The 22,744-nt window shown below is 73.8% G+C and carries 18 protein-coding genes, 1 tRNA gene, 1 pseudogene and 1 riboswitch; of the genes and pseudogenes, 13 read left to right on the forward strand and 7 right to left on the reverse strand.

Annotated elements, in window-relative coordinates; genetic code table 11:
* Positions 1–89: 89 nt before the first annotated feature.
* The 5 genes and pseudogenes from OG871_RS09250 to OG871_RS09270 form a co-directional block, all read right to left on the reverse strand.
* Positions 90–980: a glycosyltransferase family 2 protein gene (locus OG871_RS09250; protein WP_371495809.1), complete on the reverse strand. Its 891-nt coding sequence runs from the start codon at positions 978–980 to the stop codon at positions 90–92.
* Positions 977–1,714, reverse strand: a complete 738-nt coding sequence (locus OG871_RS09255; protein WP_371503253.1) for a CDP-alcohol phosphatidyltransferase family protein — start codon at positions 1,712–1,714, stop codon at positions 977–979. The genes OG871_RS09250 and OG871_RS09255 overlap by 4 nt, the downstream gene beginning before the upstream one ends.
* Positions 1,715–1,808: 94 nt before the next feature.
* A complete protein-coding gene (locus tag OG871_RS09260) occupies positions 1,809–2,870 on the reverse strand; it encodes an iron-containing alcohol dehydrogenase family protein (protein ID WP_371503254.1) in 1,062 nt (353 codons plus the stop codon).
* Positions 2,858–3,613: a sugar phosphate nucleotidyltransferase gene (locus OG871_RS09265; protein ID WP_371495811.1), complete on the reverse strand. Its 756-nt coding sequence runs from the start codon at positions 3,611–3,613 to the stop codon at positions 2,858–2,860. The genes OG871_RS09260 and OG871_RS09265 overlap by 13 nt, the downstream gene beginning before the upstream one ends.
* 151 nt (positions 3,614–3,764) lie before the next feature.
* Positions 3,765–3,944, reverse strand: a pseudogene (locus OG871_RS09270) (DUF5941 domain-containing protein); the annotation flags it as partial.
* Positions 3,945–4,316: 372 nt separating this feature from the next.
* Between OG871_RS09270 and idi the strand changes: the two are divergent.
* A complete protein-coding gene (idi, locus tag OG871_RS09275) occupies positions 4,317–4,931 on the forward strand; it encodes an isopentenyl-diphosphate Delta-isomerase (protein ID WP_371495813.1) in 615 nt (204 codons plus the stop codon).
* A 42-nt stretch (positions 4,932–4,973) separates the two neighbouring features.
* Here idi and OG871_RS09280 read toward each other — a convergent pair whose 3' ends face one another.
* Positions 4,974–5,609, reverse strand: coding sequence for an ATP-binding protein (locus OG871_RS09280; RefSeq protein ID WP_371495815.1), 636 nt, complete (start codon positions 5,607–5,609; stop codon positions 4,974–4,976).
* A gap of 489 nt (positions 5,610–6,098) precedes the next feature.
* On the opposite strand from OG871_RS09280, the gene OG871_RS09285 reads away from it, so the two are divergent.
* Positions 6,099–6,183: transfer RNA gene (locus OG871_RS09285), tRNA-Leu, on the forward strand.
* A 230-nt stretch (positions 6,184–6,413) separates the two neighbouring features.
* Positions 6,414–7,226 (forward strand): maleylpyruvate isomerase family mycothiol-dependent enzyme, encoded by an 813-nt coding sequence (locus tag OG871_RS09290; RefSeq protein WP_371495817.1) that lies wholly within the window; start codon positions 6,414–6,416, stop codon positions 7,224–7,226.
* 53 nt (positions 7,227–7,279) lie between these two features.
* Here OG871_RS09290 and OG871_RS09295 read toward each other — a convergent pair whose 3' ends face one another.
* Complete coding sequence (locus OG871_RS09295) at positions 7,280–7,840, reverse strand: WhiB family transcriptional regulator (RefSeq protein WP_371495819.1); 561 nt, start codon at positions 7,838–7,840, stop codon at positions 7,280–7,282.
* A gap of 388 nt (positions 7,841–8,228) precedes the next feature.
* A riboswitch (cyclic di-AMP (ydaO/yuaA leader) is annotated at positions 8,229–8,381 on the forward strand.
* A gap of 4 nt (positions 8,382–8,385) precedes the next feature.
* Between OG871_RS09295 and OG871_RS09300 the strand changes: the two genes are divergently transcribed.
* The 10 genes from OG871_RS09300 (at position 8,386) to scpA (ending at position 22,735) form a co-directional block, all read left to right on the forward strand.
* Positions 8,386–9,402 carry a transglycosylase family protein gene (locus OG871_RS09300; RefSeq protein WP_371495821.1) on the forward strand — a complete coding sequence of 339 codons (1,017 nt, stop codon included), beginning with the start codon at positions 8,386–8,388 and terminating at the stop codon, positions 9,400–9,402.
* A gap of 171 nt (positions 9,403–9,573) precedes the next feature.
* Positions 9,574–10,503 carry an AEC family transporter gene (locus OG871_RS09305; RefSeq protein ID WP_371495823.1) on the forward strand — a complete coding sequence of 310 codons (930 nt, stop codon included), beginning with the start codon at positions 9,574–9,576 and terminating at the stop codon, positions 10,501–10,503.
* 137 nt (positions 10,504–10,640) lie between these two features.
* Positions 10,641–11,990 (forward strand): M14 family metallopeptidase, encoded by a 1,350-nt coding sequence (locus OG871_RS09310; RefSeq protein WP_371495825.1) that lies wholly within the window; start codon positions 10,641–10,643, stop codon positions 11,988–11,990.
* 408 nt (positions 11,991–12,398) lie between these two features.
* Complete coding sequence (locus OG871_RS09315) at positions 12,399–13,922, forward strand: APC family permease (protein WP_371495827.1); 1,524 nt, start codon at positions 12,399–12,401, stop codon at positions 13,920–13,922.
* A gap of 7 nt (positions 13,923–13,929) precedes the next feature.
* Positions 13,930–15,174 (forward strand): saccharopine dehydrogenase family protein, encoded by a 1,245-nt coding sequence (locus tag OG871_RS09320; protein WP_371495829.1) that lies wholly within the window; start codon positions 13,930–13,932, stop codon positions 15,172–15,174.
* An 89-nt stretch (positions 15,175–15,263) separates the two neighbouring features.
* Complete coding sequence (locus tag OG871_RS09325) at positions 15,264–16,520, forward strand: glycosyltransferase family 4 protein (RefSeq protein WP_371495831.1); 1,257 nt, start codon at positions 15,264–15,266, stop codon at positions 16,518–16,520.
* Positions 16,517–17,683: a glycosyltransferase gene (locus OG871_RS09330; RefSeq protein WP_371495833.1), complete on the forward strand. Its 1,167-nt coding sequence runs from the start codon at positions 16,517–16,519 to the stop codon at positions 17,681–17,683. The genes OG871_RS09325 and OG871_RS09330 overlap by 4 nt, the downstream gene beginning before the upstream one ends.
* On the forward strand, positions 17,680–18,651 hold the full coding sequence (locus tag OG871_RS09335) for an SGNH/GDSL hydrolase family protein (RefSeq protein WP_371495835.1): 972 nt from the start codon (positions 17,680–17,682) through the stop codon (positions 18,649–18,651). Before OG871_RS09330 ends, OG871_RS09335 begins: the two co-directional genes overlap by 4 nt.
* Positions 18,648–20,534, forward strand: a complete 1,887-nt coding sequence (gene mutA / locus OG871_RS09340; RefSeq protein ID WP_371495837.1) for a methylmalonyl-CoA mutase small subunit — start codon at positions 18,648–18,650, stop codon at positions 20,532–20,534. The genes OG871_RS09335 and mutA overlap by 4 nt, the downstream gene beginning before the upstream one ends.
* Entirely contained in the window at positions 20,531–22,735 is a 2,205-nt protein-coding gene (gene scpA, locus OG871_RS09345; protein WP_371495839.1) for a methylmalonyl-CoA mutase, read from the forward strand. Before mutA ends, scpA begins: the two co-directional genes overlap by 4 nt.
* The last annotated feature ends 9 nt before the right edge of the window (positions 22,736–22,744 follow it).

Here is a 22,744-nt window from a genome sequence, read left to right on the forward strand (position 1 = left end):
CCCCCGGGGGAACGATGGGGAACCGGGCGGACCCTCTGGGATCACGGGGGATATTCCGGCCGGCAGCAGGGGGCTGCCGGCTGCTGCGATCAGATGACTGGCGGTCTGCCCAACCTGGTCAATCGCCATACAGTACGCCATCGCATCGGACGGCGAGGCCCGCAGGGTTCCCGCCATCCGGCCCGGAACCCGCCCACCCAGGCCTTGACCGCGTCACCGGACGGACGGCGGGCCAGCGTGAGCAGGAACCAGGTTCCCAAGTAGAGAGGCACCAGCAGCGCCGGAAGGTTCCGTCGGGCCAGCCAGACCCGGTTGCGGGCGACGTTGTGCAGGTACGTGGCGTGCCGGCCCGGCGAGGTCGTCGGGTGGTGCAGCACGATGTCCGCGCGGTAGTCGATCGACCAGCCGGCGTCCAGGGCGCGCCAGGCCAGGTCGGTCTCCTCGTGCGCGTAGAAGAAGTCCGCCGGCAGCTGGCCCGCCGTGCTGAACACCTCGCTGCGCACAGCGCTCGCACCGCCGAGGAAGGTGGTCACCGGGGAGGAGTGCAGCGGGTCGCTGGCGCGCAGCCGGGGGACGTGGCGGCGCTGGGTGACCCCGGTGTCCGGGTCGGCGATCCGGAACGAGACGATGCCCAGCTTCGGGTCGGCCGTGAAGGCCTCCCGCAGCAGCCGGGCCGAGTCCTGCAGCGGCAGCGAGCCGTCGTCGTCCAGGAAGAGCACGGCGTCGACGTCCCGCCCGTCCTGGCCGAACAGCTCGATACCGACGTTGCGCCCGCCCGGGATGCCCAGGTTCTCGGGCAGCTCGACGCTGCGCACACCCTCCGGCAGCGGCGGCAGGGGAGCGCCGTTGCCGACCACGGCGAGCTCGACCTCGGGGCCCTGCTGGGCCCGGACCGAGTCGATCAGCGCGTTCAGCTCCGCCGGGCGGTTGCCCATGGTGATGATGACGGCGCCCAGCCGGAAGCCGTCCGCCGCCGTCATCGGAGCCTGCTGGACAGGACGATGCTGAGCAGGTGCAGGACCGTCTGCAGCATGGCGATGGCGGCCAGCACGACCACCGCGAGGCGGGTGAAGAACAGCCCGCCCTGCACCGCGTCGGCGATACCGGCGGCCAGGATGAACAGCGAGGCCTCGACGGCGCCGACCAGGCGGTGGAACTTCAGCAGCGAGGCGGCCCGGCGGGCCTTGGCCACCGCGGTCGAGCGCGGCACCGAGGCGCTGTCCTCGACGGCCGTCAGGCCGCTGCGGGCCCGGGCCACGTCGACCAGGTCGGTCTCCGACTTGATCAGGATCGCGCCGAGCGCGGCGAGGGTGCCGAGGAAGGCCCACTCCCACTGGGAGGCGGAGCCCTCCTGGTGGAACAGGTCGGCGGCGCGCAGACCGAGGCCGGTGAGCAGCGCGGCCTCGGACATGTAGTGGCCGACCCGGTCCAGGTAGACACCGGTCAGCGAGGTCTGCCGGCGCCAGCGGGCCACCTCGCCGTCGACGCAGTCGAGCAGCAGGTAGATCTGGATCAGCAGGGCGCCGAGGACGGCTCCGGTGATCCCGGGCACCAGCAGCGCGGCGCCGGCCAGGATGCCGGTGAGCATCATCAGGTAGGTCAGGCCGTTGGGCGTGATCACCGTCATGGTGGACAGGATCCGGGTGATCCGCAGCGAGATCTTCCGCATGTAGAGGCGGCCCGCCCAGTGCTCGGCGCTGCGGCGCTGGAGCATGCCCTCCGGGTGGATGACGGCCCGCAGCTCCTCGATCGAGGGGCGGACCGTGAGGTCGACCGCGGGCTGTTCGGCCGGGGTGCCGGCGGTGCGGTCAGCTGTTGACGGCTTGGACATAGTCGGCGTACGCGTCCCTGATGTCTGATGGGGAGAGGTCGAGGTGCTCAAGGATGGTGAAGCGGCCCGGACGGGTGTTCGGAGCGTAGTGCACCGCTTCGGTGAACTCCGCCCCGGTGAAGCCGATCTCGTCCGCGGTCACCGGCAGGCCGTGGCTCCGCAGGCGGTCCACGACCAGGCCGGTCAGCTCGCGCTCGCCCCGCAGGAAGCAGGCGAAGGCCGCACCGAGGCCGACCTGCTCGCCGTGCTGGGCGGAACGCTTGGGATACAGCACGTCCAGGGCGTGCGAGATCTCGTGGCAGGCCCCCGAGGAGGGCCGGGTGCTGCCAGCGATGTTCATCGCGATGCCGGACAGTACCAGGGCTTCCGCGAGGGCCGTCAGGAGGTCCTGGTCCTTCAGGCTGCCGGGGTGCCGCAGCAGGTTCTCGCCCGCCGCGCGGGCCATCGCGACCGCCAGTCCGTCCACCGGTTCGCCGGTCACGGCGTTGGACAGCTCCCAGTCGGCGCAGGCCGAGATGTTGGAGATGACGTCGCCGATGCCGGAGGCCACGAAGCGCGGCGGAGCCTGCCGGATCACGTCCAGGTCGACCACGATGCCGATCGGGCTCGGCACTCCGTAGGAGCCGCGGCCCGCGTCGTTGTCGAGGGTCGAGACGGGCGAGCAGATGCCGTCGTGCGCGAGGTTGGTGGCCACCGCGACCAGCGGCAGGCCGACCCGGGCGGCCGCGTACTTGGCGACGTCGATGATCTTCCCGCCGCCGAGGCCGACGATGGCGTCGTAGTGCCCGGCCCGCATCTCGTCCGCCAGCCGTACGGCGCTGTCGAGCGTGCCGTCCGGCACCTGGTACCAGTCGGCGCCCGGCAGCAGCGGCTCCAGCCGCTCGCGGAGCACCGCGCCGGAGCCGTTGCTGATCGCCACCGCTATCCGGCCGGAGGTGGACAGCCGCTGGTCGGCGAGGATCCCGCCGAGCGCATCCAGGGCCGCCGACCGGATCTCGACGAAGACCGGCGAGGGCACCAGGCGGGTCAGTACTGGCACGCGATCTCCCGCGCCCTGGCCAGGTCGTCGTGGTTGTCGACCTCGACCCAGGAGACCTCGCCGATCGGCTGGACGTCGATCCGCAGGCCGCGGTCGACCATCTCCTGGTAGCCGTCCTCGTAGTACAGCTGCGGGTCGCGCTCGAAGGTGGCGCGCAGCGCGTCGCTCAGGTCCTCGGCGGCGGAGGGGTTGATGACCGTGACGCCGATGTACTCGCCGGTGGCCTCGACGGGCTCCATCAGCTTGGTGATCCGCCGCATGCCCGCGGCCGGGTCGACGACGACCTTCATCTCCTCGTCGGCGAGCTTCTTCACCGTGTCGAGGGCGAGCAGGATGCCGGGGGCGCTGCCCTCCTTGATCAGGCGGGCGTTGCCGTCCAGCATGGTGCGCTGCACCGAGGCCGGGTGGACGGTGTCGCCGTTGGCCAGCAGCAGGCCCTCGGCGAAGAGGTCGCGGGCGCACCAGAGCGAGTAGGCGTTGTTCCACTCCTCGGCCTTGTCGTTCTCGACCAGGGTGAGCCGGACGCCGTACTTCTGCTCCAGGGCGTCCTTGCGGTCGTAGACCGCCTCCTTGCGGTAGCCCACCACGATGGCGGCCTCGCGCAGGCCGACCTCGGCGAAGTTCCCGAGGGTGAGATCCAGCACGGTCCGCTCGCCGTCGACCGGCACCAGGGCCTTGGGCAGGGTGTCGGTGTACGGGCGGAGCCGGCGGCCCGCGCCGGCTGCCAGGACGAGGCCGATCATGCGGTGTCTCCTGATTCGTCGTGTGCTGCTGCGGCGTCAACGGACACCCACGTGCGGCTGCCCTCGGCGCACCCGGCCACCGCGGCGGGAGCGGGGAGCACGGCCCGGCCCTGCTGCCCGGCGAGGCCTCGCACCAGCCCCCGGGACGGTGCCCCGGCGCCGCCCGGAGGCGGTACACCGTGTCGTAGTGATGGTAGGCGACCGCGACGACCGGCCCGCACCCGGCCGGGACGGCTGTGAAGGCACGGTGAGGGCCGGGTGCGGCCGTCCGGGCGCGGCTCGGCGGCCGGAAAACCCGCAGGTGACGGCCTGGATCCGTGTGGATCATCATTCCGGACGACCCGCCTCCGCGACAAGGTCCCCGGCGGGGGCCGAGGAGCCGCGGACGGGCCGCGGGTTCCCTTGCACCCACCCCGCGGAATCGACCTGGTTTGCCAGAAGGTGAACGAACGGGCGACACACTCGATCAGCGCTCGAACAGTTTCACCATTCATCCATACCGGTACGGCCCGGTAACGGCCCACATGTGCGTCGGACCAGCACGGACAGTGAGCCATACGGCAGACTGGGGCCCCGACGCCCCTGGTGCTCCCCGGCGCTCCCGGGGACCGCCGGCGAGGCGCAGCCGACCACCGGACCGGGTGGACGGACCCGGGCCCGCACGCCCGGGTGGCGGCTCCGGTCCCCGCGCGAAAGGGGCCTCATGCCCACGAGCCCATCGACCAGCAGGCCGGATCTCACCGCGGACGTCTCCGCCCGAGATCTGGGCACCGACCCCGGGGCGGAGATCCTGCTGGAACTCGTGGACGACGAGGGCGTCACCACCGGCACCGCCGAGAAGCTCTGGGCACACCAGCAGCCCGGCCGGCTGCACCGGGCCTTCTCCGTCTTCCTCTTCGACCAGCAGGGACGGCTGCTGCTCCAGCGCAGGGCGCTCGGCAAGTACCACTCGCCCGGCGTGTGGTCGAACACCTGCTGCGGCCACCCCTACCCCGGCGAGCAGCCGTTCGTGGCCGCCGCCCGCCGGACCGCGGAGGAGCTCGGCGCCGCCCCCGCACTGCTGTGCGAGGCCGGGACCGTCCGCTACGACCTGCCCGACGAGGCGTCCGGCCTGATCGAGCGCGAGTGGAACCACCTCTTCGTCGGCCTGGTCACCGCGGACCTGGACCCCGACCCGGACGAGGTCGACTCGACCCGCTTCGTCACGGCCCAGGAGCTCAAGGACCTGCAGGCCGAGAAGCCGTTCTCGGTGTGGTTCCGGACGGTGTTCGAGGCGGCGCTGCCCGGCATCCAGGAGATCGCCGGCCGCGACTGGTAGAGCCCCGCGCCCCGGGGACGGGAACCGGCGCCCGGCCGGTGCTCACACCGGCCAGGCGCCGCCGTCCAGGGCGACCGCGTCCTGCTCCGGCGGATCGGCCGACGGCAGCGGGGCGGCCGGCAGCGGAGGCAGCGGCAGCGAGGCCCAGATGACCTTGCCGCCCTGCTCGGTCCGTTCCACGTCGCAGACCCCGCCGGCCTGCAGGGTGATGCTCTTGACCAGCAGCAGGCCCCGGCCGCCGAGCCGGCCCAGGTCGCTCTCCTGCGCCTTCGGCCGGTAGGGGTGGCCGTCCTCGACCGCGATCCGGACGTGCGACCCGTCGATCCTCAGCTCGGTGGTGACCTGCGGCGAGAGCGCCGCGGCATGGGTGACCGCGTTGCCGACGAGCTCGGAGACGATCAGCAGCAGGTCGTCGATCAGCTCCTGGTAGCGCTCCCCCGCCATGCCCTCGGCGAGCAGCCGGTCACGGACCGCGTGGCGGGTCCGGGGCACCGAGGCCTCACTGGTGGCCGCGGCGAAGCGCCACACCCCGGGGCACGGCTCCTGCTCCGGCCGCCGTCCGGTGACCGGGGTCGCGGCGGCTTCGGCCGGGGCGACCGCGGTACGGCGGGGTGGAAGCGGATCCTCGTCCTCGGTCGATCTGATCGAAGGCCCTGTCGCCTCGCTGGTCTGTTCCACGGTCAAGCCGCCCTTCGCACGGTGACGGGAGGCTCTGCCACCGACCGCAGCCAATGCCACCGGCGGCCTCTCGGGAATCGGGCGTTCCGCTCAAGGCTCCCTTGGTCCACAGAGGCTAGGAGACCAGCTGTCAGCGGCTGAAGCTAGGACTGGAACTAGGCGCGGGCTGAACTGTTCCGACAGATTCTGAGTGCAAGGGGCACGATTTGATCCGATCCTGCCACTGATCGTGAAGGCGGCCCGGCGGGACCGGTCACGTCGACGGCGGCTTCTCGCCACCCACGACGGCCTGCCCGGGACCGTCGAGGAGCGGTGATCGACACCTGCACCCCGGTCCACCTTGCGTCGGTCTGTCCGGATTCATCCCAACACGCCTCCGGAGGCCCCGCCGGACGACAGATATGCAGGTGAGAAGCGCTCCGCAGGCCTGGTAGTGTTCTCTCTGTCGCCGCGGGGCGAACGAAAGTGAAACCCGAGGCAACACACCCGGTCCGGGTGGCGGAATGGCAGACGCGCTAGCTTGAGGTGCTAGTGCCCTTTATCGGGCGTGGGGGTTCAAGTCCCCCCTCGGACACAGAATGCTTCGCCGGTTCACGGCGGAGGAAATGCGAGTCGGGAGAGATCCCGGCTCGCATTTTTCGTTGCACGCGGTTCGTTGTACGCGGTCGCCGTCACCCCGGTCCAGGCACGTCCGCTCCGGGACCGGATCACCGCCTCGGGCCCCGACCCTGTCCGACCGACCCGCCACCGGCCCGCGGCGGACCTCTGGACAGCCCGGCCGGTCGTGGTCCAGGCTTCGTCCCCATGACCGAGCCCGCCGTTGGCACCACCGTGAGCACGCGACTGATCGAGGCGACCGTCGCCACCGCCGAGGACATCGCCCGAGCGCTCCGGACCAGGCCCGACGCGACGGCTCGGATACCCGGGGCCGTGTGGTCCGTGGGCGAGGCGGCCGCCCACCTCGCCATGGCCAACCGGCTGATGGCGGACCTCGCCCGCGGCCTCGACCGCCCGTACGGCGACGGTACGCCCGCGAGCCTCGCGGCGGCCAACGCCGAATCGCTCGCCGCCGACCCCGAACGCGACCCGCTCGTCCTCGCGGAGGCGATCGTCCAGCACACCCGCGACTTCGCCGAGGACGTCGCCGCCCGGCCCGGCACCCGGCCCGTCCTCACCCCGCTGGGGCCGATGGACCTGGCGACGCTGGCCTCCTACCTGCTCACCCACATGCTCGGGCACGGCTACGACCTGGCCCGCGCCCTCGGGCAGCCGCACATGATCGACCGCGAACGCGTCGACCTGTCGCTCCCGTTCCTCCTCACCGCCATGCCCCGCGTCGTCGACACCCGGACCGCCGCCGGCCGCCACATCCGGTACGCGATCGGCGTGCGCGGCGGCAGGCTCTTCGGAGTCACCGTCGCCGACGGCGCGGTGACGGTCGATCAGCAGCCACCGCGGCGGCCCGACTGCACGATCGTCACCGAGCCCGTCACCTTCTTCCTGATGGCCCTCGGGCGCCGCACCCCGCTGCAGGCCATCGCCCGGGGCGGGATCCTCGCCTGGGGGCGCAAGCCCTGGCTCGCGCCCGCCTTTCCGACGTTCTTCACGGCGCCGTGAGTCGCCCCGGCCGGACTTCGCAGGACCGGCCGGCCGGCCCCGAGGGCTGACCGCTACCCCACGGGAACGACGACCCGGGCCCAGGTCGGGGCCCGTAGGCCGACGGCCCGGCAGTGCGCGACGATCCGCTCGGCGGCGATCCGGGCGGTGCGGACGGCGGCCGGCTCCACGCCGAGTGCGGAGGCGAGCTGGGCCTCGGTCCAGCCCCGGTCGGTGAGGATCAGGACGATGCCGGGTCGGGTCCGGCGCTGCTCGCGGCCGATCGCCATCAGCTCGGCGTCACTGCGGCGCGAGGCCTGTTCGCCCAGGTCGATCAGGTCACGCAGCTGGTGGCCGAACAGTCGCCGTTCGGTCGGGGTGAGCCCGCCCCAGACGCCGTCGCTCTCACCGAGCACCAGGGCGTGGCGCAGACAGGCCTCGCGGACCGGGCAGTGCCGGCAGACCTGCTTGGCCGCCTCGACCCGGGGCCCGGCGTCCTGCCTGCGCACCCCGAAGAAGAGGTCCGGGTCAACCTGACGGCAGCCCGCGGCCTCCAGTCCGGGCAGCAGTCCGGCGCGGGCCGGCGCGCGGCGGGCCGTGGCGGCCGGCGCCCTGGTGATCGACTGTACGGACATGGGCGGCCTCCCTGGTCGAGCTGGTCCCACACCAGGGAGGACGACTGCGGCGGGGTCGGCGGTTCGACCGTACGGCCTCGAAATCACCGACCCGGGGGTTGGCCGGGACGGTGCCGTTCTCCCCTGGTCCGGAGCGCCGGGAGTGGCTTCGGGGGCTGGTCGTCGGAGTGCCGGGGGCCGTGCGCCGTCGAACCTCCGGGGCCACCGGGCCACGGGTCCGACCTGGGGTCCGGCGGGGTCGGAAGGCCAGGGCCCCGGGCGTGTCGTGATGATTGTGTGATGCTCAGTATGCAGGCTTGTTATTCAGGTGCTGATCCCTCTAATCTCCCGAGCAGCCCGCTACTGCGGGCGCCCGGAATGCGGCACGCCCAACCCTGCCCACCGCGCCACGGGACGACCGAAAGACCTTGGGCAGGGGCGGGGGACCCAGGTTTTTCCGCCGACCCCCCTCGGCTTGGGGTGAAGCCGCGCCCAGCGCGCGGCCGGGCCACCTCCCGGTCCGAACCCGACAGCTCACCTCGCAGGCGTGCGGAGAGGGATATCTGATGGTCTTTTCGGGTTCCGGGCGTCACCGCCGTCCCACCCAGGCCGACCGGGCCGTCGCGGCCGCCGGTGTGGCGGGTGTCGGCCTCGCGCTTCCGCTGCTGACCGCGACCGGCGCGCACGCCGCCCCCGCCGACACCTGGCAGGCGGTCGCCCAGTGCCAGACCGGCGCGGACTGGAACGGCAACCCCGGCACCGGGCACTACGGCGGACTCGGGCTCACCCTGCGGACCTGGGTGGCGTACGGCGGCGACGAGTTCGCCTCGCAGCCCGACCACGCCACGCCCGAGCAGCAGATCGCCGTCGCCGAGCGGCTGCTCGCCGGCCACGGCCCGAGCCTCTGGCCCACCTGCGGCCCCGCCGCCGGACTGCCCGCGCCGGCGGCCACCCCGGCCCCGACCGCCACCCCGACCGAGTCCACGCCGAACACCGGCGCCCGGGTCCGGGGTGACGGCGCGGCCACGCCGCAGTACTTCACGCCGTCCACCGCCCCCGAGGCGACCACGGCGCCGTCCCTGCCCGGCACCGCCGACGCGGCCCCGCCGACCTCGACCGACCTGACGGGCGGCCTGCCCGGCGGCCTGCCGACCGACCAGCCGACCGGTCTGCCCACCGGCCAGCCGACGACCGCGCCCCAGCCCGGTGTCACCCCGCCGGCCACCCCGGCCCCCGGGGAGTCCACCGCGACCACCCCGGGCACCCCGGCGCCGACCGGCACGGCACCGACCGGCACCGCGCCGACCACCGACCTGCCGGTGCCGGGCGCCTCCCCGACCGGCGCGCCGACGACCGGTCCGGACGCGACCGCGCCGACGACCGCGGCCACCGCGACCGTCACGCCGGCCGCGGCCACCACGGTGCCCGCCCCGGCGAGCACCTACACCGTCGCGGCCGGCGACACGCTCTCCACCATCTCGGACTCGCTGACGCTGGGCGGCTGGAAGCAGCTGGCCGCACAGAACCCCACGGTCGGCAACCCCGACCTGATCCGCCCGGGCCAGGTGCTGAACCTGCCCTGAGCGAAGGGTTTCGACTCCGTCCACGGGCGGTTCCGGCGGGTGCCCAGCACCTGCCGGGGCCGCCCGCGGCGCGTTCGGGGCGTCGCGGGCGGCCCCACCCCGGGCGACGCGTACGGCCCCTGGCAGACTGATGCCCGCGGCCCGTGCCCGACGATCCAGACCCGAGGTTCCATGCAGTCGCTGCTGTCCGGTTTCGCCCCGATCTGGGTGCTCACCGCGGTCGGCTATCTGGTGGCACGGACCGGGCTGCTGGGCGAGCAGGCGGAGACGGTGCTCGGCCGGTTCGTCTTCCATGTGGCGATGCCCGCCGCGCTGTTCACGATGCTGACCGGGGCTCGGCTGGACACGTTCGCGAACACCGCGATGCTGGCGTTCGCCGCGGGGACGGTCTTCGCCACCGGGCTGGGCTTCCTCGCCGGGCGCCGGCTGTTCCACCGCAGGCCCGCCGACCGGGCGATCAGCGGGATGGCGGCCGGGTACGTGAACTCGGCCAACCTGGGCATCCCGGTCGCCGTCCAGGTTCTCGGTGACGCCTCGTTCGTGGCCCAGATCCTGCTGTTCCAGGTGCTGTTGGTGTCCCCGGTGATCCTCGCCCTGCTGGACGCGGGCACCGGCCGGGGCCGGGGCGGGCTCGGCCGGATGCTGATGCTGCCGGTACGCAATCCGATCATCATGGCCTCGGCGCTGGGCGCCCTGCTCTCGGCCGCGGGCCTGCACCTGCCGGCCGCGCTGGCCCGCCCCGGCGCGCTGCTCGGTGCGGCCGCCGTCCCGACCGCGCTGATCACTCTCGGGATGTCGCTGCACGGCCGCGGCGGCGCGGGCGCGGGCGGGCGGGCCGAGGTCGGCGTGGCCGTCGTCCTGAAGACCCTGGTCCAGCCGCTGGCCGCCCTGGCCGTCGGCGGTCTGCTGCTGGACCTGCCGCGGCATCAACTGCTGGCGGTGGTGCTCTGCTCCGCCCTGCCGACCGCGCAGAACGCCTTCGTCTACGCCCGCGAGTACGGGCTGAGCACGGCCCTGGCCCGGGACTCCGTGCTGACCTCGACCCTGGTGTCGATGGGCACCCTGTCGCTGGTGTACGCGGCCCTGGGGCCCACGCACTGACCCGGCGTCACACCGCCGGAGGAACGTACCGGACGGGCGCTATTGACGCAACCATGACATTGACGGACCATCATGCTGGCGCGCGCCGCAGTTCCTCCCCCGTTCCGTCCCCTACGGACCCCCACAGGAGGACAGTCATGCGACTGCCCCGCCGAGGGAAGCCCGCCGCGGCCACCGCCGTGCTGCTGGCCCTCGCCCTCGCGTCCCCCCTCACGACCCAGGCCGCCGCGCGCCCCGCGGCTCCCGACAGCGCCGCCGTCGCGGCCGACACCGCCCGGCAGTACGTCGTCGAGGGCCCCCACACCGTCGCCGACCGCTCCGCGATCGCCGCCACCGGCGCCGCCGTCGACGCCGTCCGCACCGACTCCGTCGTCGTCACCGCCACCCCGGCCGAGGCCGCCCGGGTGCGGGCGCTCGGCTGGGGCCTCGCGCCGCTGCCCGGCCGCGAGGACGGCGCCGACGGCAGCCCGCAGGCCGTCGACGCGCCCGCCGACTTCCCGTCGGCCGACTCCGGCTACCACAACTACGCCGAGGCCACCGCGGACATCGACGCCGTGGTCGCCGCGCACCCCGACATCATGAGCAAGCGCGTCATCGGCACCTCGTACGAGGGCCGGGCGATCGTCGCCGTGAAGATCAGCGACAACGTCGGCACCGACGAGAACGAGCCCGAGGTGCTGTTCACCGCCCACCAGCACGCCCGCGAGCACCTCACCGTCGAGATGGCCCTCTACCTGCTGCACGAGTTCGGCGACAAGTACGCCACCGACAGCCGGATCGCGGGCGCGGTGAACAGCCGGGAGATCTGGGTGGTGCCCGATCTCAACCCGGACGGCGGCGAGTACGACATCGCGACCGGCCGCTACCGCAGCTGGCGCAAGGACCGCCAGCCCAACTCCGGCGGCAGCGGCGTCGGCACCGACCTCAACCGCAACTGGAACTACAAGTTCGGCTGCTGCGGCGGTTCCTCCGGCTCCACCTCCAGCGAGACCTACCGGGGCAGCGCGCCGGAGTCCGCCAAGGAGACCAAGGTGGTCGCCGACTTCGTCCGCACCCGGGTGGTGGGCGGCAAGCAGCAGATCACCGCCGCCATCGACTTCCACACCTACAGCCAACTGGTGCTCTGGCCGTTCGGCTGGACCACCGCCAACACGACCACCGGCATGACGGCGGACGAGTACAACACCTTCGCCACCCTCGGCCGCACCATGGCCGGCACCAACGGCTACACCCCCGAGCAGTCCAGCGACCTGTACATCACCGACGGGTCCATCGACGACTGGCTGTGGGGCGTCCACCGGGTCTTCGCCTACACCTTCGAGATGTACCCGGGCCCGAACGGCAGTAGCGGCTTCTACCCGCCCGACGAGGTGATCGGACGGGAGACCAGCCGCAACCGCGAGGCCGTCCTGCGCCTGGTGGAGACCGCCGACTGCATGTACCGGGTGATCGGCAAGCAGCAGCAGTACTGCGGCATCGCCGCCTGACGGCGGCCCGACCGCGGCCTGCCCGGCCGCGGTCGGGAGCACGCGAACTCGACGGCGGGTCGGCCGAGGTGACGGAAGCTCCGGGGCCCGCCCTCACCCGAACTGCGGCACCGGTCACTCCCGGTGCCGCACGACACCACCGCCCGTCACCGACCGTCACCGCGCCTGCCCGGCCGCGCGCCGGGCCCACGAAACCGGCCGTACCCGGCCGAACCCGGCCCCCTAACCGGCGGTCAACTGCGACCCGGACAGCGTGGCCTCGTACGCAGCCCGCAGGAAAGGGTCGGCCCCCGGGCGTACGCTGAGGTGGTTGAGCCCGGTCAGTACCTCTGCGCACAGGATCAGGGGGTGGGAACGATGCATGGTCCCCCCGGACAACCCACTCCGCCGCCGCCCGCCGCACCCACGGTGATCAGTTCCAGGGCCGGCGAGAAGGGCCTCAAGACCGGCGCACTCGGCCTGGTCTCCTCGGTGGCCATCGGTCTGGCCTCCACCGCTCCCGCGTACAGCCTCGCCGCGACCCTCGGCATCATCGTGGTCGGGGTCGGCCTGCAGGCACCGATCATCACCGTCCTGGCGTTCATCCCGATGCTGCTGATCGCGTACGCCTACAAGGAGCTCAACGCGTCCGACCCGGACTGCGGCACCACGTTCACCTGGAGCGCCCGGGCCTTCGGGCCGCGCACCGGCTGGATGGGCGGCTGGGGCATCGTGGTCGCCGACATCATCGTGATGGCGAACCTCGCCCAGATCGCCGGCGTCTACGGCTTCCGGCTGTTCGGATTCGACGGACTGGCCGAGAACACGACGTGGACCACCGTCGCGGGAGTCGTGTGGATCATCGTGATGACGGCGATCTGCTACATCGGCATCGAGATCTCGGCCGCCCTGCAGCGCTGGCTGCTGTGCATCGAGGTCGTGATGCTGGTGCTGCTCTCGGTCACCGCCCTGGTGAAGGTGTACGGGGACAGCCCGCCCGACACCGCGATCAGCATCGACGCGTCCTGGTTCAACCCGTTCGAGGTGTCCTCCTCCACGGCCTTCACCGCCGGCATCCTGGCCGCCGTCTTCATCTACTGGGGCTGGGACACGGCCGTCTCGGTGAACGAGGAGACCGCCGACGCCGCGCGCACCCCCGGCCGGGCGGCGGTCATCTCCACCGTCCTGCTGCTGCTCATCTACGTCCTGGTCTCCACCTCGGCGCAGGCGTTCGCGGGCATCGGCACGGAGGGCATCGGGCTGGGCAACGAGGACAACTCCGGGGACGTGCTGTCCTCGCTCGGCGGCGCCGTCTTCGGCAGCGCCGGGCTGGGCTGGTTCCTCACCAAACTGCTGATCTTCATGGTGCTGACCTCCTCCGCGGCCTCCACCCAGACCACCATCCTGCCGACCGCCAGGACCACCTTCTCGATGGCCGCGCACAAGGCCATCCCCCGCCAGTTCGCCCGGGTGCACCACCGCCACCTCACGCCGACCTGGTCCACCGTCGGCATGGGCCTGGCCTCCATCGCGTTCTACGTCCTGCTCACCGCGATCAGCGGCAACGTGCTCGCCGACTCGATCGCCTCGGTCGGCCTGGCCATCGCCTTCTACTACGGCCTGACCGGCTTCGCCTGCGTCTGGTACTACCGCAAGGTGCTCACCAGAAGCGTGCGGGACTTCGTCTTCAAGGGCCTGATGCCGCTGCTCGGCGGCCTGATGCTGCTGTACTTCTTCTGCTACGGCGCCTTCGACGTCTACGCCGACCCCGACTACGGCTCCACCTCGATCGACCTGCCGATCTTCGGCGAGACCGGCGGTGTGACCGTCATCGGCATCGGTGCCCTGGTGCTCGGCGTGGTGCTGATGCTGATCCAGTGGGCGGTCGACGGCCCCTGGTTCCGGCACCCCGACGTCCCGGTCAGCGCCGCCGACCCGGCCGACGCCCCGTGAGGCCACGATGAGGATCCTGCTGGTCGGCGCGGGCGGGGTGGGCACGGCCGCCACCCGGATCGCCGTCCGCCGCCCGTTCTTCGACGAGTTCGTGGTCGCCGACTACGACCCGGCGCGGGCCGAGGCCGCGGTCGGCGCGCTCGCCGGCCGGCCCGGCGGGGAGCGGTTCCGCCCCGCCGCCGTGGACGCCTCCAACCCCGCCGCCGTCACCGCGCTGCTCGCCGAGCACCACTGCGACGTGCTGTTCAACGCCACCGACCCGCGCTTCGTGCTGCCGCTGTTCGAGGCGGCCCTGGCGGGCGGGGCGCACTACCTCGACATGGCGATGTCGCTGTCCCGGCCGCACCCGGAACGGCCGTACCAGGAGTGCGGGGTCAAGCTCGGCGACGAGCAGTTCGCGCGGGCCCGCGCGTGGGAGGAGGCCGGCCGGCTGGCGCTGTGCGGGATGGGCGTCGAACCGGGGCTGTCGGACGTCTTCGCCCGCTACGCCGCCGACGAACTCTTCGACGACATCGAGGAGATCGGCGTCCGGGACGGCGCCGACCTGACCGTCGACGGCTATGACTTCGCGCCCTCGTTCAGCATCTGGACGACCATCGAGGAGTGCCTCAACCCGCCGGTCGTCTTCGAGTCCGGGCGCGGCTGGTACACCACCGAGCCGTTCAGCGAGCCGGAGGTGTTCGACTTCCCGGACGGGATCGGGCCGGTCGAGTGCGTCAACGTGGAGCACGAGGAGGTGCTGCTGATCCCCCGCTGGGTCGGCGCCCGCCGGGTGACCTTCAAGTACGGCCTGGGCCAGGACTTCATCGACGTGCTCAAGACCCTGCACCGGCTCGGCCTGGCCGCCACCGACCCGGTCACGGTCGGCAGCGCCGACGGCCCGGTCGGGGTCTCGCCGCGCGACGTCGTGGCCGCCTGCCTGCCCGACCCGGCCACCCTCGGGGACCGGATGCACGGGAAGACCTGCGCGGGCACCTGGGTCCGCGGCACCAGGGACGGCCGCCCCCGGGAGGTCTACCTCTACCACGTGGTGGACAACACCTGGTCGATGCGCGAGTACGGCTCCCAGGCGGTGGTCTGGCAGACCGCCGTCAACCCCGTGGTGGCCCTCGAACTCCTCGCCACCGGAGCCTGGTCCGGCGCCGGCGTCCTCGGCCCCGAGGCACTGCCGCCGAAGCCCTTCCTCGACCTCCTCACCGCGTACGGCTCACCGTGGGCGATGCGTGAGGAGACACCCGCCGCACACGGCTGAGCGGCCCCGCGCCCAATTGGCCACGGACGTTCGCCTGTACGAAAGATCCCCGTGGTCGGGCGCACGCCCCGGCCGGACACAACGTTGGCATGCGAGTCGCCATCGTCACCGAGTCCTTCCCTCCTGAGGTCAACGGCGTCGCCCACAGCGTGCTGAGGACTGCGGAGCACCTGGTCCGCCGCGGCCACGAGCCGCTGGTCATCACCCCGGCTCCGGCCCGGGGTGCCCACTGCCCGCCGCACTCCTTCGGCCCGGACTCGACTCCGCTGCCGGTGGTGCGGGTCCCGTCGATCCCCCTGCCCGGCTACCCGCAGGTGCGGGTGGCCCTGCCCAGCCGGCGGCTGGCCGAAGCGGTCGCCGAGCACCGCCCCGACCTGGTCCACCTGGCGAGTCCGTTCGTACTCGGGGCCCGCGGGGCGCGGGTGGCCCAGCGCCTCGGGCTGCCCACGGTGGCCGTCTACCAGACCGACCTGGCCGGCTACGCCCAGGCGTACCGGGTCGGCCGCGGGGCCGGTTCGGCGCTCGCGTGGGCCCGGATCAGGTCGGTGCACGCCGCCGCGGACCGTACGCTCGCGCCCTCCACCCCCGCCGCGCAGGACCTGACCGCGCACGGGGTGCCCCGGGTACGGCTGTGGCCGCGCGGCGTGGACTCGGTCCGCTTCCACCCCTCGCACCGCGACGACGCCCTGCACCGCACCCTCGCCCCCGACGGCGAGCTGCTGGTCGGCTACGTCGGCCGGCTGGCCCCCGAGAAGCGGGTCGATCTGCTGGCAGGGGCCTGCGAGCTGCCCGGCGTGCGGGTGGTGGTGATCGGGGACGGGCCGAGCGGGCCGGCCCTGCGGGCGGCGATGCCGCGGGCGCTGTTCCTCGGCCGCCGCACCGGCGCCGAGCTGGCCCGCTGCTTCGCCACCCTCGACCTCTTCGTGCACACCGGGCCGCTGGAGACCTTCTGCCAGACCATCCAGGAGGCGATGGCCAGCGGCGTCCCGGTGGTCGCACCGGCCGTCGGCGGCCCGCTCGACCTGGTCGGGCACCACCGGACCGGCCTGCTGGTGCCGCCCCGGGACACCGCGGCCGTCACGCGGGCGGTCGCCGAGCTGGCCGCGGCCGGCCCCGAGGTCCGGACCGCCTACGGGCAGGCCGGGCGGGCCGACGTCACCGCCCGCACCTGGGAGGCGGTCGGCGACCTGCTGCTGCGCCACTACACCGAGGTGCTGGCCGAGCACCACGGCGCCCCGGTCCAGGCCCTGTACCCGACGGCCGACCGGGCCGCAGACACCGGCGCGGGCCCGGCCGCGGCCAGCTCGGCGACCGCCCGACAGCTGCCCGAGGAGCTCCCGGCATGAGCCGACCGCCCGACGGGCTGCGGATCGTCCGGGTGGCGAACTTCGTCACCCCGGTCTCCGGCGGCCTGCGCACGGCCCTGCGCCACCTCGGCGAGGGGTACCTGGCCGCCGGGCACCGGCCCGTCCTGGTGGTGCCCGGCCGGCGCCGCACGGACGAGTCGACCCCCCAGGGCCGGGTGATCACCCTGCCCGGCCGTCCCGTCCCCGGCAGCGGCGGATACCGGGTGCTCACCGACCGGCGGGCCGTCGCCCGGACCCTCGCGGAACTGGCCCCCGACCGGCTGGAGGTCTCGGACCGCACCACCCTGCGCTGGACCGGCGCCTGGGCCCGCGCCCAGGGCGTCCGGTCGATGATGGTCTCGCACGAGAGCGCCACCGGCCTGCTCGGCACCTGGGGCGCACCGGCCGGCACCGCCCGTACGCTGGCCGACCGGCTGAACGCCAGGACGGCCCGGGCGTACGACACGGTGCTGTGCACCACCGCCTGGGCCGCCGCGGAGTTCGAGCGGATCGGCGCGACCAACCTGGCCCGGGCGCCGCTCGGCGTCGACCTGGCGCAGCTGCACCCGGACTTCCGGGATCCGCAGGTCCGGGCCAGGTACGCCGAGCCGGGCCAGGTACTGCTGGTGCTGTGCTCCCGGCTGTCGCCGGAGAAGCGGCCCGAACGGGCGCTGGAGGCGCTGGCCGTGCTGCGGCGGCGGCACCGGATGCCGGCGGTGCTGGCGGTCGCCGGGGCCGGCCCGCTGCGCCGTCGGCTGGAGGCCCGGGCCGCCGAGCTACGGCTGCCGGTGCGGTTCCTGGGGCACCTCGGCGGGCGGGCGGAGGTGGCGGCGCTGCTGGCCAGCGCGGACGCCGTCCTCGCCCCCGGTCCGGTGGAGACCTTCGGGCTGGCCGCGCTGGAGGCGCTCGCCTGCGGGACGCCGGTGGCGGTGAGCCGCTCCTCCGCGCTGCCGCCGATCGTCGGCTCGGCGGGCCTGGCCGCGGACGACTCCGGGGAGGGATTCGCCACCGCGGTACGGGAGTTGCTGGCACGGCCGGCCGAGCAGCGGCGCGCGGCCGCCCGGGCCCGGGCGGAGGTGTTCGGCTGGGAGTCGGCGGTGGCGGCGTTCCTGGCGGCGCACCGGGTGCCCACGCCGGTCGGCCGGCCGGAGGCGGCGCCGTGACGGCGGTCCGGTTCGCCGCGCTGGGCGACTCGATCACCGAGGGGGTGGGCGACGCGGCGCCGGCGGGCCCGCGCGGCTGGGCGGCGATGCTGGCGCCGAGCCTGTCCGACGGCCCGGTCGAGTTCCGCAACCAGGCCCACAGCGGGGCGTTGAGCGCCGACCTGACGAGGACGCAGCTGCCCGCGGCGCTCGACCTGCGGCCGACCCACGCGGCCGTGCTGATCGGCGGCAACGACACCCTGCGGGCCGGTTTCGACATCGCCGGGACGGCCCGCCACCTCGACACCGCGCTGGCCGCCCTGCGCGCCCGGGGCGGCACCCTGCTCACCGCCTGCCTGCCGGATCCGGGGCGGCTGCTGCGGCTGCCGCCGCCGCTGGCCCGTCCGCTGGCCCGCCGGATGCGGGCCGTCAACGCCGTGGTGCACGCGCTGTCCGCCCGGTACGGCGCGGCCCACCTGCACCTCGCCGAGCTGCCCTGGCTCACCGAACGGGCCCTGCTCAGCGTCGACCGCCTGCACCCGAGTACCGCGGGCCACCACCGGATCGCGCGCGAGTTCCACGCCGTCCTGGCCGCCTCGGGCCGCCGGCTCGGCCCGGCCCCCGCCGCCGCCCCGCCGACCGCGGCCCCCGGCCTCGCCGCCGACCTGCACTGGATGGCGACCCAGGGCACCCGGTGGGTGGCCGCCCGCTGCACCGACCTGCTGCCCGGGCTGCTGGTGCTGGCCGCCGCCGAGAGCGGCCACCTGCTGTGGGGCACCGCGGGCCGGCTGGACGCCCGGGCGGCCCGGGCGACGGACGCCGCGCTGGCCGCGCCGGGGCCCGTCGTCGGCGCACCACGCCGAGCCGCCAGAACACTGCCCCCGCGGCCACCGGTGTTGCACTCTGCGGCGCTTGGAGTGCAAGGAGTGAAAGGTCACACCGGTTTGCGGTACAGCCGCAGCGGCACGGGCTCTAACCTTCCCTCATGACGGTCTCGCCCGAAGGGCTCTCCCTGGCCGCCGAGTTCCCGGATGCAAGCCGTGAGCAGTGGCAACGCCTGGTCGAAGGTGTGTTGCGCAAGTCCGGTAAGCAGGACGTGACCGGTACGCAGGCCGAGGACGCCCTCGCCACCAAGCTGGAGGACGGCCTCACGGTCCGTCCGCTCTACACCGCCGAGGACGCCCCCGACGGGGCCGGGTTCCCCGGCTTCCCGCCGTTCGTCCGGGGCAGCCGGCCGCAGGGTTCGGCCGTCTCCGGCTGGGACGTGCGCCAGCGCCACGCCCACCCGGACCCGCGGACCTCGAACGAGGCGGTGCTCGCCGACCTGGAGCACGGCGTGAGCTCGCTCTGGCTGGAGCTCGGCCGCGACGGCCTGCCGATCGGCGCGCTGCCCGAGCTGCTGCAGGGCGTCTACCTGGACCTGGCCGCCGTGGCCCTGGACGCCGGCGCCGAGTTCCCGGCCGCCACCGAGGCACTGCTCGCCCTGTACCGGGAGCGCGGCGTGCCCGCCGAGGCCGCCGCCGGCAGCCTGGGCGCGGACCCGCTCGGCCTGCTGGCGCGGACCGGCGACGACCGGCCCACCGCCGCCCTGCTCACCGAGGCCGCCGCACTGGCCGCCCGGCTGCGGGACGGCTACCCGGGCCTGCGCACGATCACCGTCGACGCGCTCCCGTACCACGAGGCCGGCGCCTCGCCCGCCCAGGAGCTGGGCTGCGCGCTGGCCACCGGTGTCGCCTACCTTCGCGAGCTGACGGCCGCCGGGCTGAGCCCCGACGAGGCCGCCGCCCAGCTGGAGTTCCGGCTCGCGGCCGGCGCCGACCAGTTCCTGACCATCGCCACCTTCCGGGCCGCCCGGCGGCTGTGGTCGCGGGTGGCGGAGGCCAGCGGGATCTCCCCGGAGGCCGCCGCCCAGCGCCAGCACGCCGTCACCTCGACGGTGATGATGACCGAGCGCGACCCGTGGGTGAACATGCTCCGCACCACCGTGGCCTGCCTGGCCGCGGGCGTCGGCGGTGCGGACTCGGTGACCGTCCTGCCGTTCGACAGCGCGCTCGGCCTGCCGGACGCCTTCGCCCGCCGGATCGCCCGCAACACCCAGGCGATCCTGCTGGAGGAGTCCCACCTGGCCCGGGTCGTCGACCCGGCCGGCGGCTCCTGGTACGTCGAGCGGCTGACCGAGGAGCTGGCCCGGGCCGCCTGGGCCTGGTTCCAGGAGATCGAGCGGGCCGGCGGCCAGCGCGCCGCCCTCGGCTCCGGGCTGATCGCGGACCGGATCGGCGACACCTGGGCCCGGCGCTCCGTCGCGCTGGCCCGCCGCAAGGAGCCGATCACCGGTGTCAGCGAGTTCCCCAACCTCCAGGAGCAGGCGCTGGTCCGCGAGGCCGCCCCGGCGCCGCTCGCCGGCGGCCTGCCGCGGGTGCGCCGCGCCGAGGCGTACGAGGCCCTGCGCGCCCGCTCCGACCGGCACCGTGACGCCACCGGCGCCCGCCCGCGGCTGTTCCTGGCCGCCCTGGGGCCGGCCGCCGCCCACACCGCGCGGCTGACCTTCGCCGCCAACCTGTTCCAGGCCGGCGGTATCGAGACCGTCGTCGGCCAGGGCACCGACCCGGCCGAGCTGGCCGCGGCCTTCACCGCGAGCGGCGCCACCGTCGCCGCGCTCTGCTCCGCCGACGCGCTCTACGAGGAGCACGCCGAGGCGGTGGCCACCGCGCTCAAGCAGGCCGGCGCCGGCCGGGTGCTGCTGGCCGGCCGCCCCGCGGGTGAGCAGGGCGAGGCGTACCGGCAGGCCGGGGTGGACGAGTTCGTCTTCGCGGGCGCCGACGCGGTCGCGGTCCTCACCTCCCTGCTCGACCAGATCGGAGTGGCCCGATGATCCCCGACTTCACGGAGATCGGACTCGACTCGCCGGCGGGCACCGCCGCCACCGGTGAGCAGTGGCGGGCGGCCTGGCAGCAGGCCACCGGCAAGGACGTCGAGGAGCTGCTCTGGGAGACCCCGGAGGGCATCGGCGTCAAGCCGCTGTACAGCGCCGGGGACCTGGACGGGCTGGACTTCCTGGGCACCTACCCGGGCGTCGCCCCGTACCTGCGCGGCCCGTACCCGACCATGTACGTGAACCAGCCGTGGACGGTGCGCCAGTACGCCGGTTTCTCCACCGCCGAGGAGTCGAACGCCTTCTACCGGCGCAACCTGGCGGCCGGTCAGAAGGGCCTGTCGGTCGCGTTCGACCTGCCGACCCACCGCGGCTACGACAGCGACCACCCCCGGGTGACCGGCGACGTCGGCATGGCCGGTGTGGCGATCGACTCGATCTACGACATGCGCCAGCTGTTCGACGGCATCCCGCTGGACAAGATGTCGGTGTCGATGACCATGAACGGCGCGGTGCTGCCGATCCTGGCGCTCTACATCGTGGCCGCCGAGGAGCAGGGGGTGCCTCCGGAGAAGCTCGCGGGGACCATCCAGAACGACATCCTCAAAGAGTTCATGGTCCGCAACACCTACATCTACCCGCCGCTGCCCTCGATGCGGATCATCTCCGACATCTTCGCGTACACCTCGCAGAAGATGCCGCGGTACAACTCGATCTCCATCTCCGGCTACCACATCCAGGAGGCCGGGGCCACGGCCGACCTGGAGCTGGCCTACACCCTCGCCGACGGCGTGGAGTACCTGCGGGCGGGCCTGGGCGCCGGTCTGGACGTGGACGCGTTCGCGCCCCGGCTGTCGTTCTTCTGGGCGATCGGCATGAACTTCTTCATGGAGGTCGCCAAGCTGCGCGCGGCCCGGCTGCTGTGGGCCAAGCTGGTCAAGCAGTTCGACCCCAAGAACGCCAAGTCGCTGTCACTGCGCACCCATTCGCAGACCTCGGGCTGGTCCCTGACGGCCCAGGACGTGTTCAACAACGTCACCCGCACCTGTGTGGAGGCGATGGCCGCGACCCAGGGCCACACCCAGTCGCTGCACACCAACGCGCTCGACGAGGCACTCGCACTGCCGACCGACTTCTCGGCCCGGATCGCCCGCAACACCCAGCTGATGCTCCAGCAGGAGTCGGGCACCTGCCGGGTGATCGACCCCTGGGGCGGCAGCGCCTACGTGGAGAAGCTCACCCACGACCTGGCGGCCCGTGCCTGGCAGCACATCCAGGAGGTCGAGGCGGCCGGCGGCATGGCCAAGGCGATCGACGCCGGCATCCCCAAGCTGCGCGTGGAGGAGGCCGCCGCCAGGACCCAGGCCCGGATCGACTCCGGCCGCCAGCCGGTGATCGGCGTCAACAAGTACCGGGTGGCCAACGACGAGCAGATCGACGTACTCAAGGTCGACAACTCCTCCGTCCGCGCCCAGCAGATCGACAAGCTCCGCCGGCTGCGCGCCGAGCGCGACGAGGAGGCCTGCCAGGCGGCGCTGCGGGCGCTGACCCGCTCGGCCGAGGCCGGTGCCAAGGGCGGCGGCTCGCTGGAGGGCAACCTGCTGGCGCTGGCCGTGGACGCGGCCCGGGCCAAGGCCACCGTCGGCGAGATCTCGGACGCCCTGGAGAAGGTGTACGGGCGCCACTCCGGCCAGATCCGTACCATCTCCGGTGTGTACCGCGACGAGGCAGGACCGTCCACCGGGGTGGAGCGCACCCGGGCGCTGGTCGAGAGGTTCGAGGAGGCCGAGGGCCGCCGCCCGCGCATCCTGGTGGCCAAGATGGGCCAGGACGGGCACGACCGCGGCCAGAAGGTGATCGCCACCGCCTTCGCCGACCTGGGCTTCACGGTCGACGTCGGCCCGCTGTTCCAGACCCCCGCCGAGGTCGCCCGGCAGGCGGTGGAGGCCGACGTGCACATCGTCGGCGTCTCCTCGCTGGCCGCCGGACACCTCACCCTGGTCCCCGCGCTGCGCGCCGAACTGGCCGCCGCCGGACGGGAGGACATCACCATCGTGGTCGGCGGCGTCATCCCGCCGCAGGACTTCGACGCCCTGTACGAGGCCGGGGCCGCCGCCGTCTTCCCGCCGGGCACGGTCATCCCGGACGCGGCCTACGACCTGCTGAAGGCGCTGGCCGCCGACCTCGGCCACGAGCTGTGAGCCGCTGAC

It is taken from the genome of Kitasatospora sp. NBC_00374 (assembly GCF_041434935.1).
Taxonomy (GTDB): domain Bacteria; phylum Actinomycetota; class Actinomycetes; order Streptomycetales; family Streptomycetaceae; genus Kitasatospora.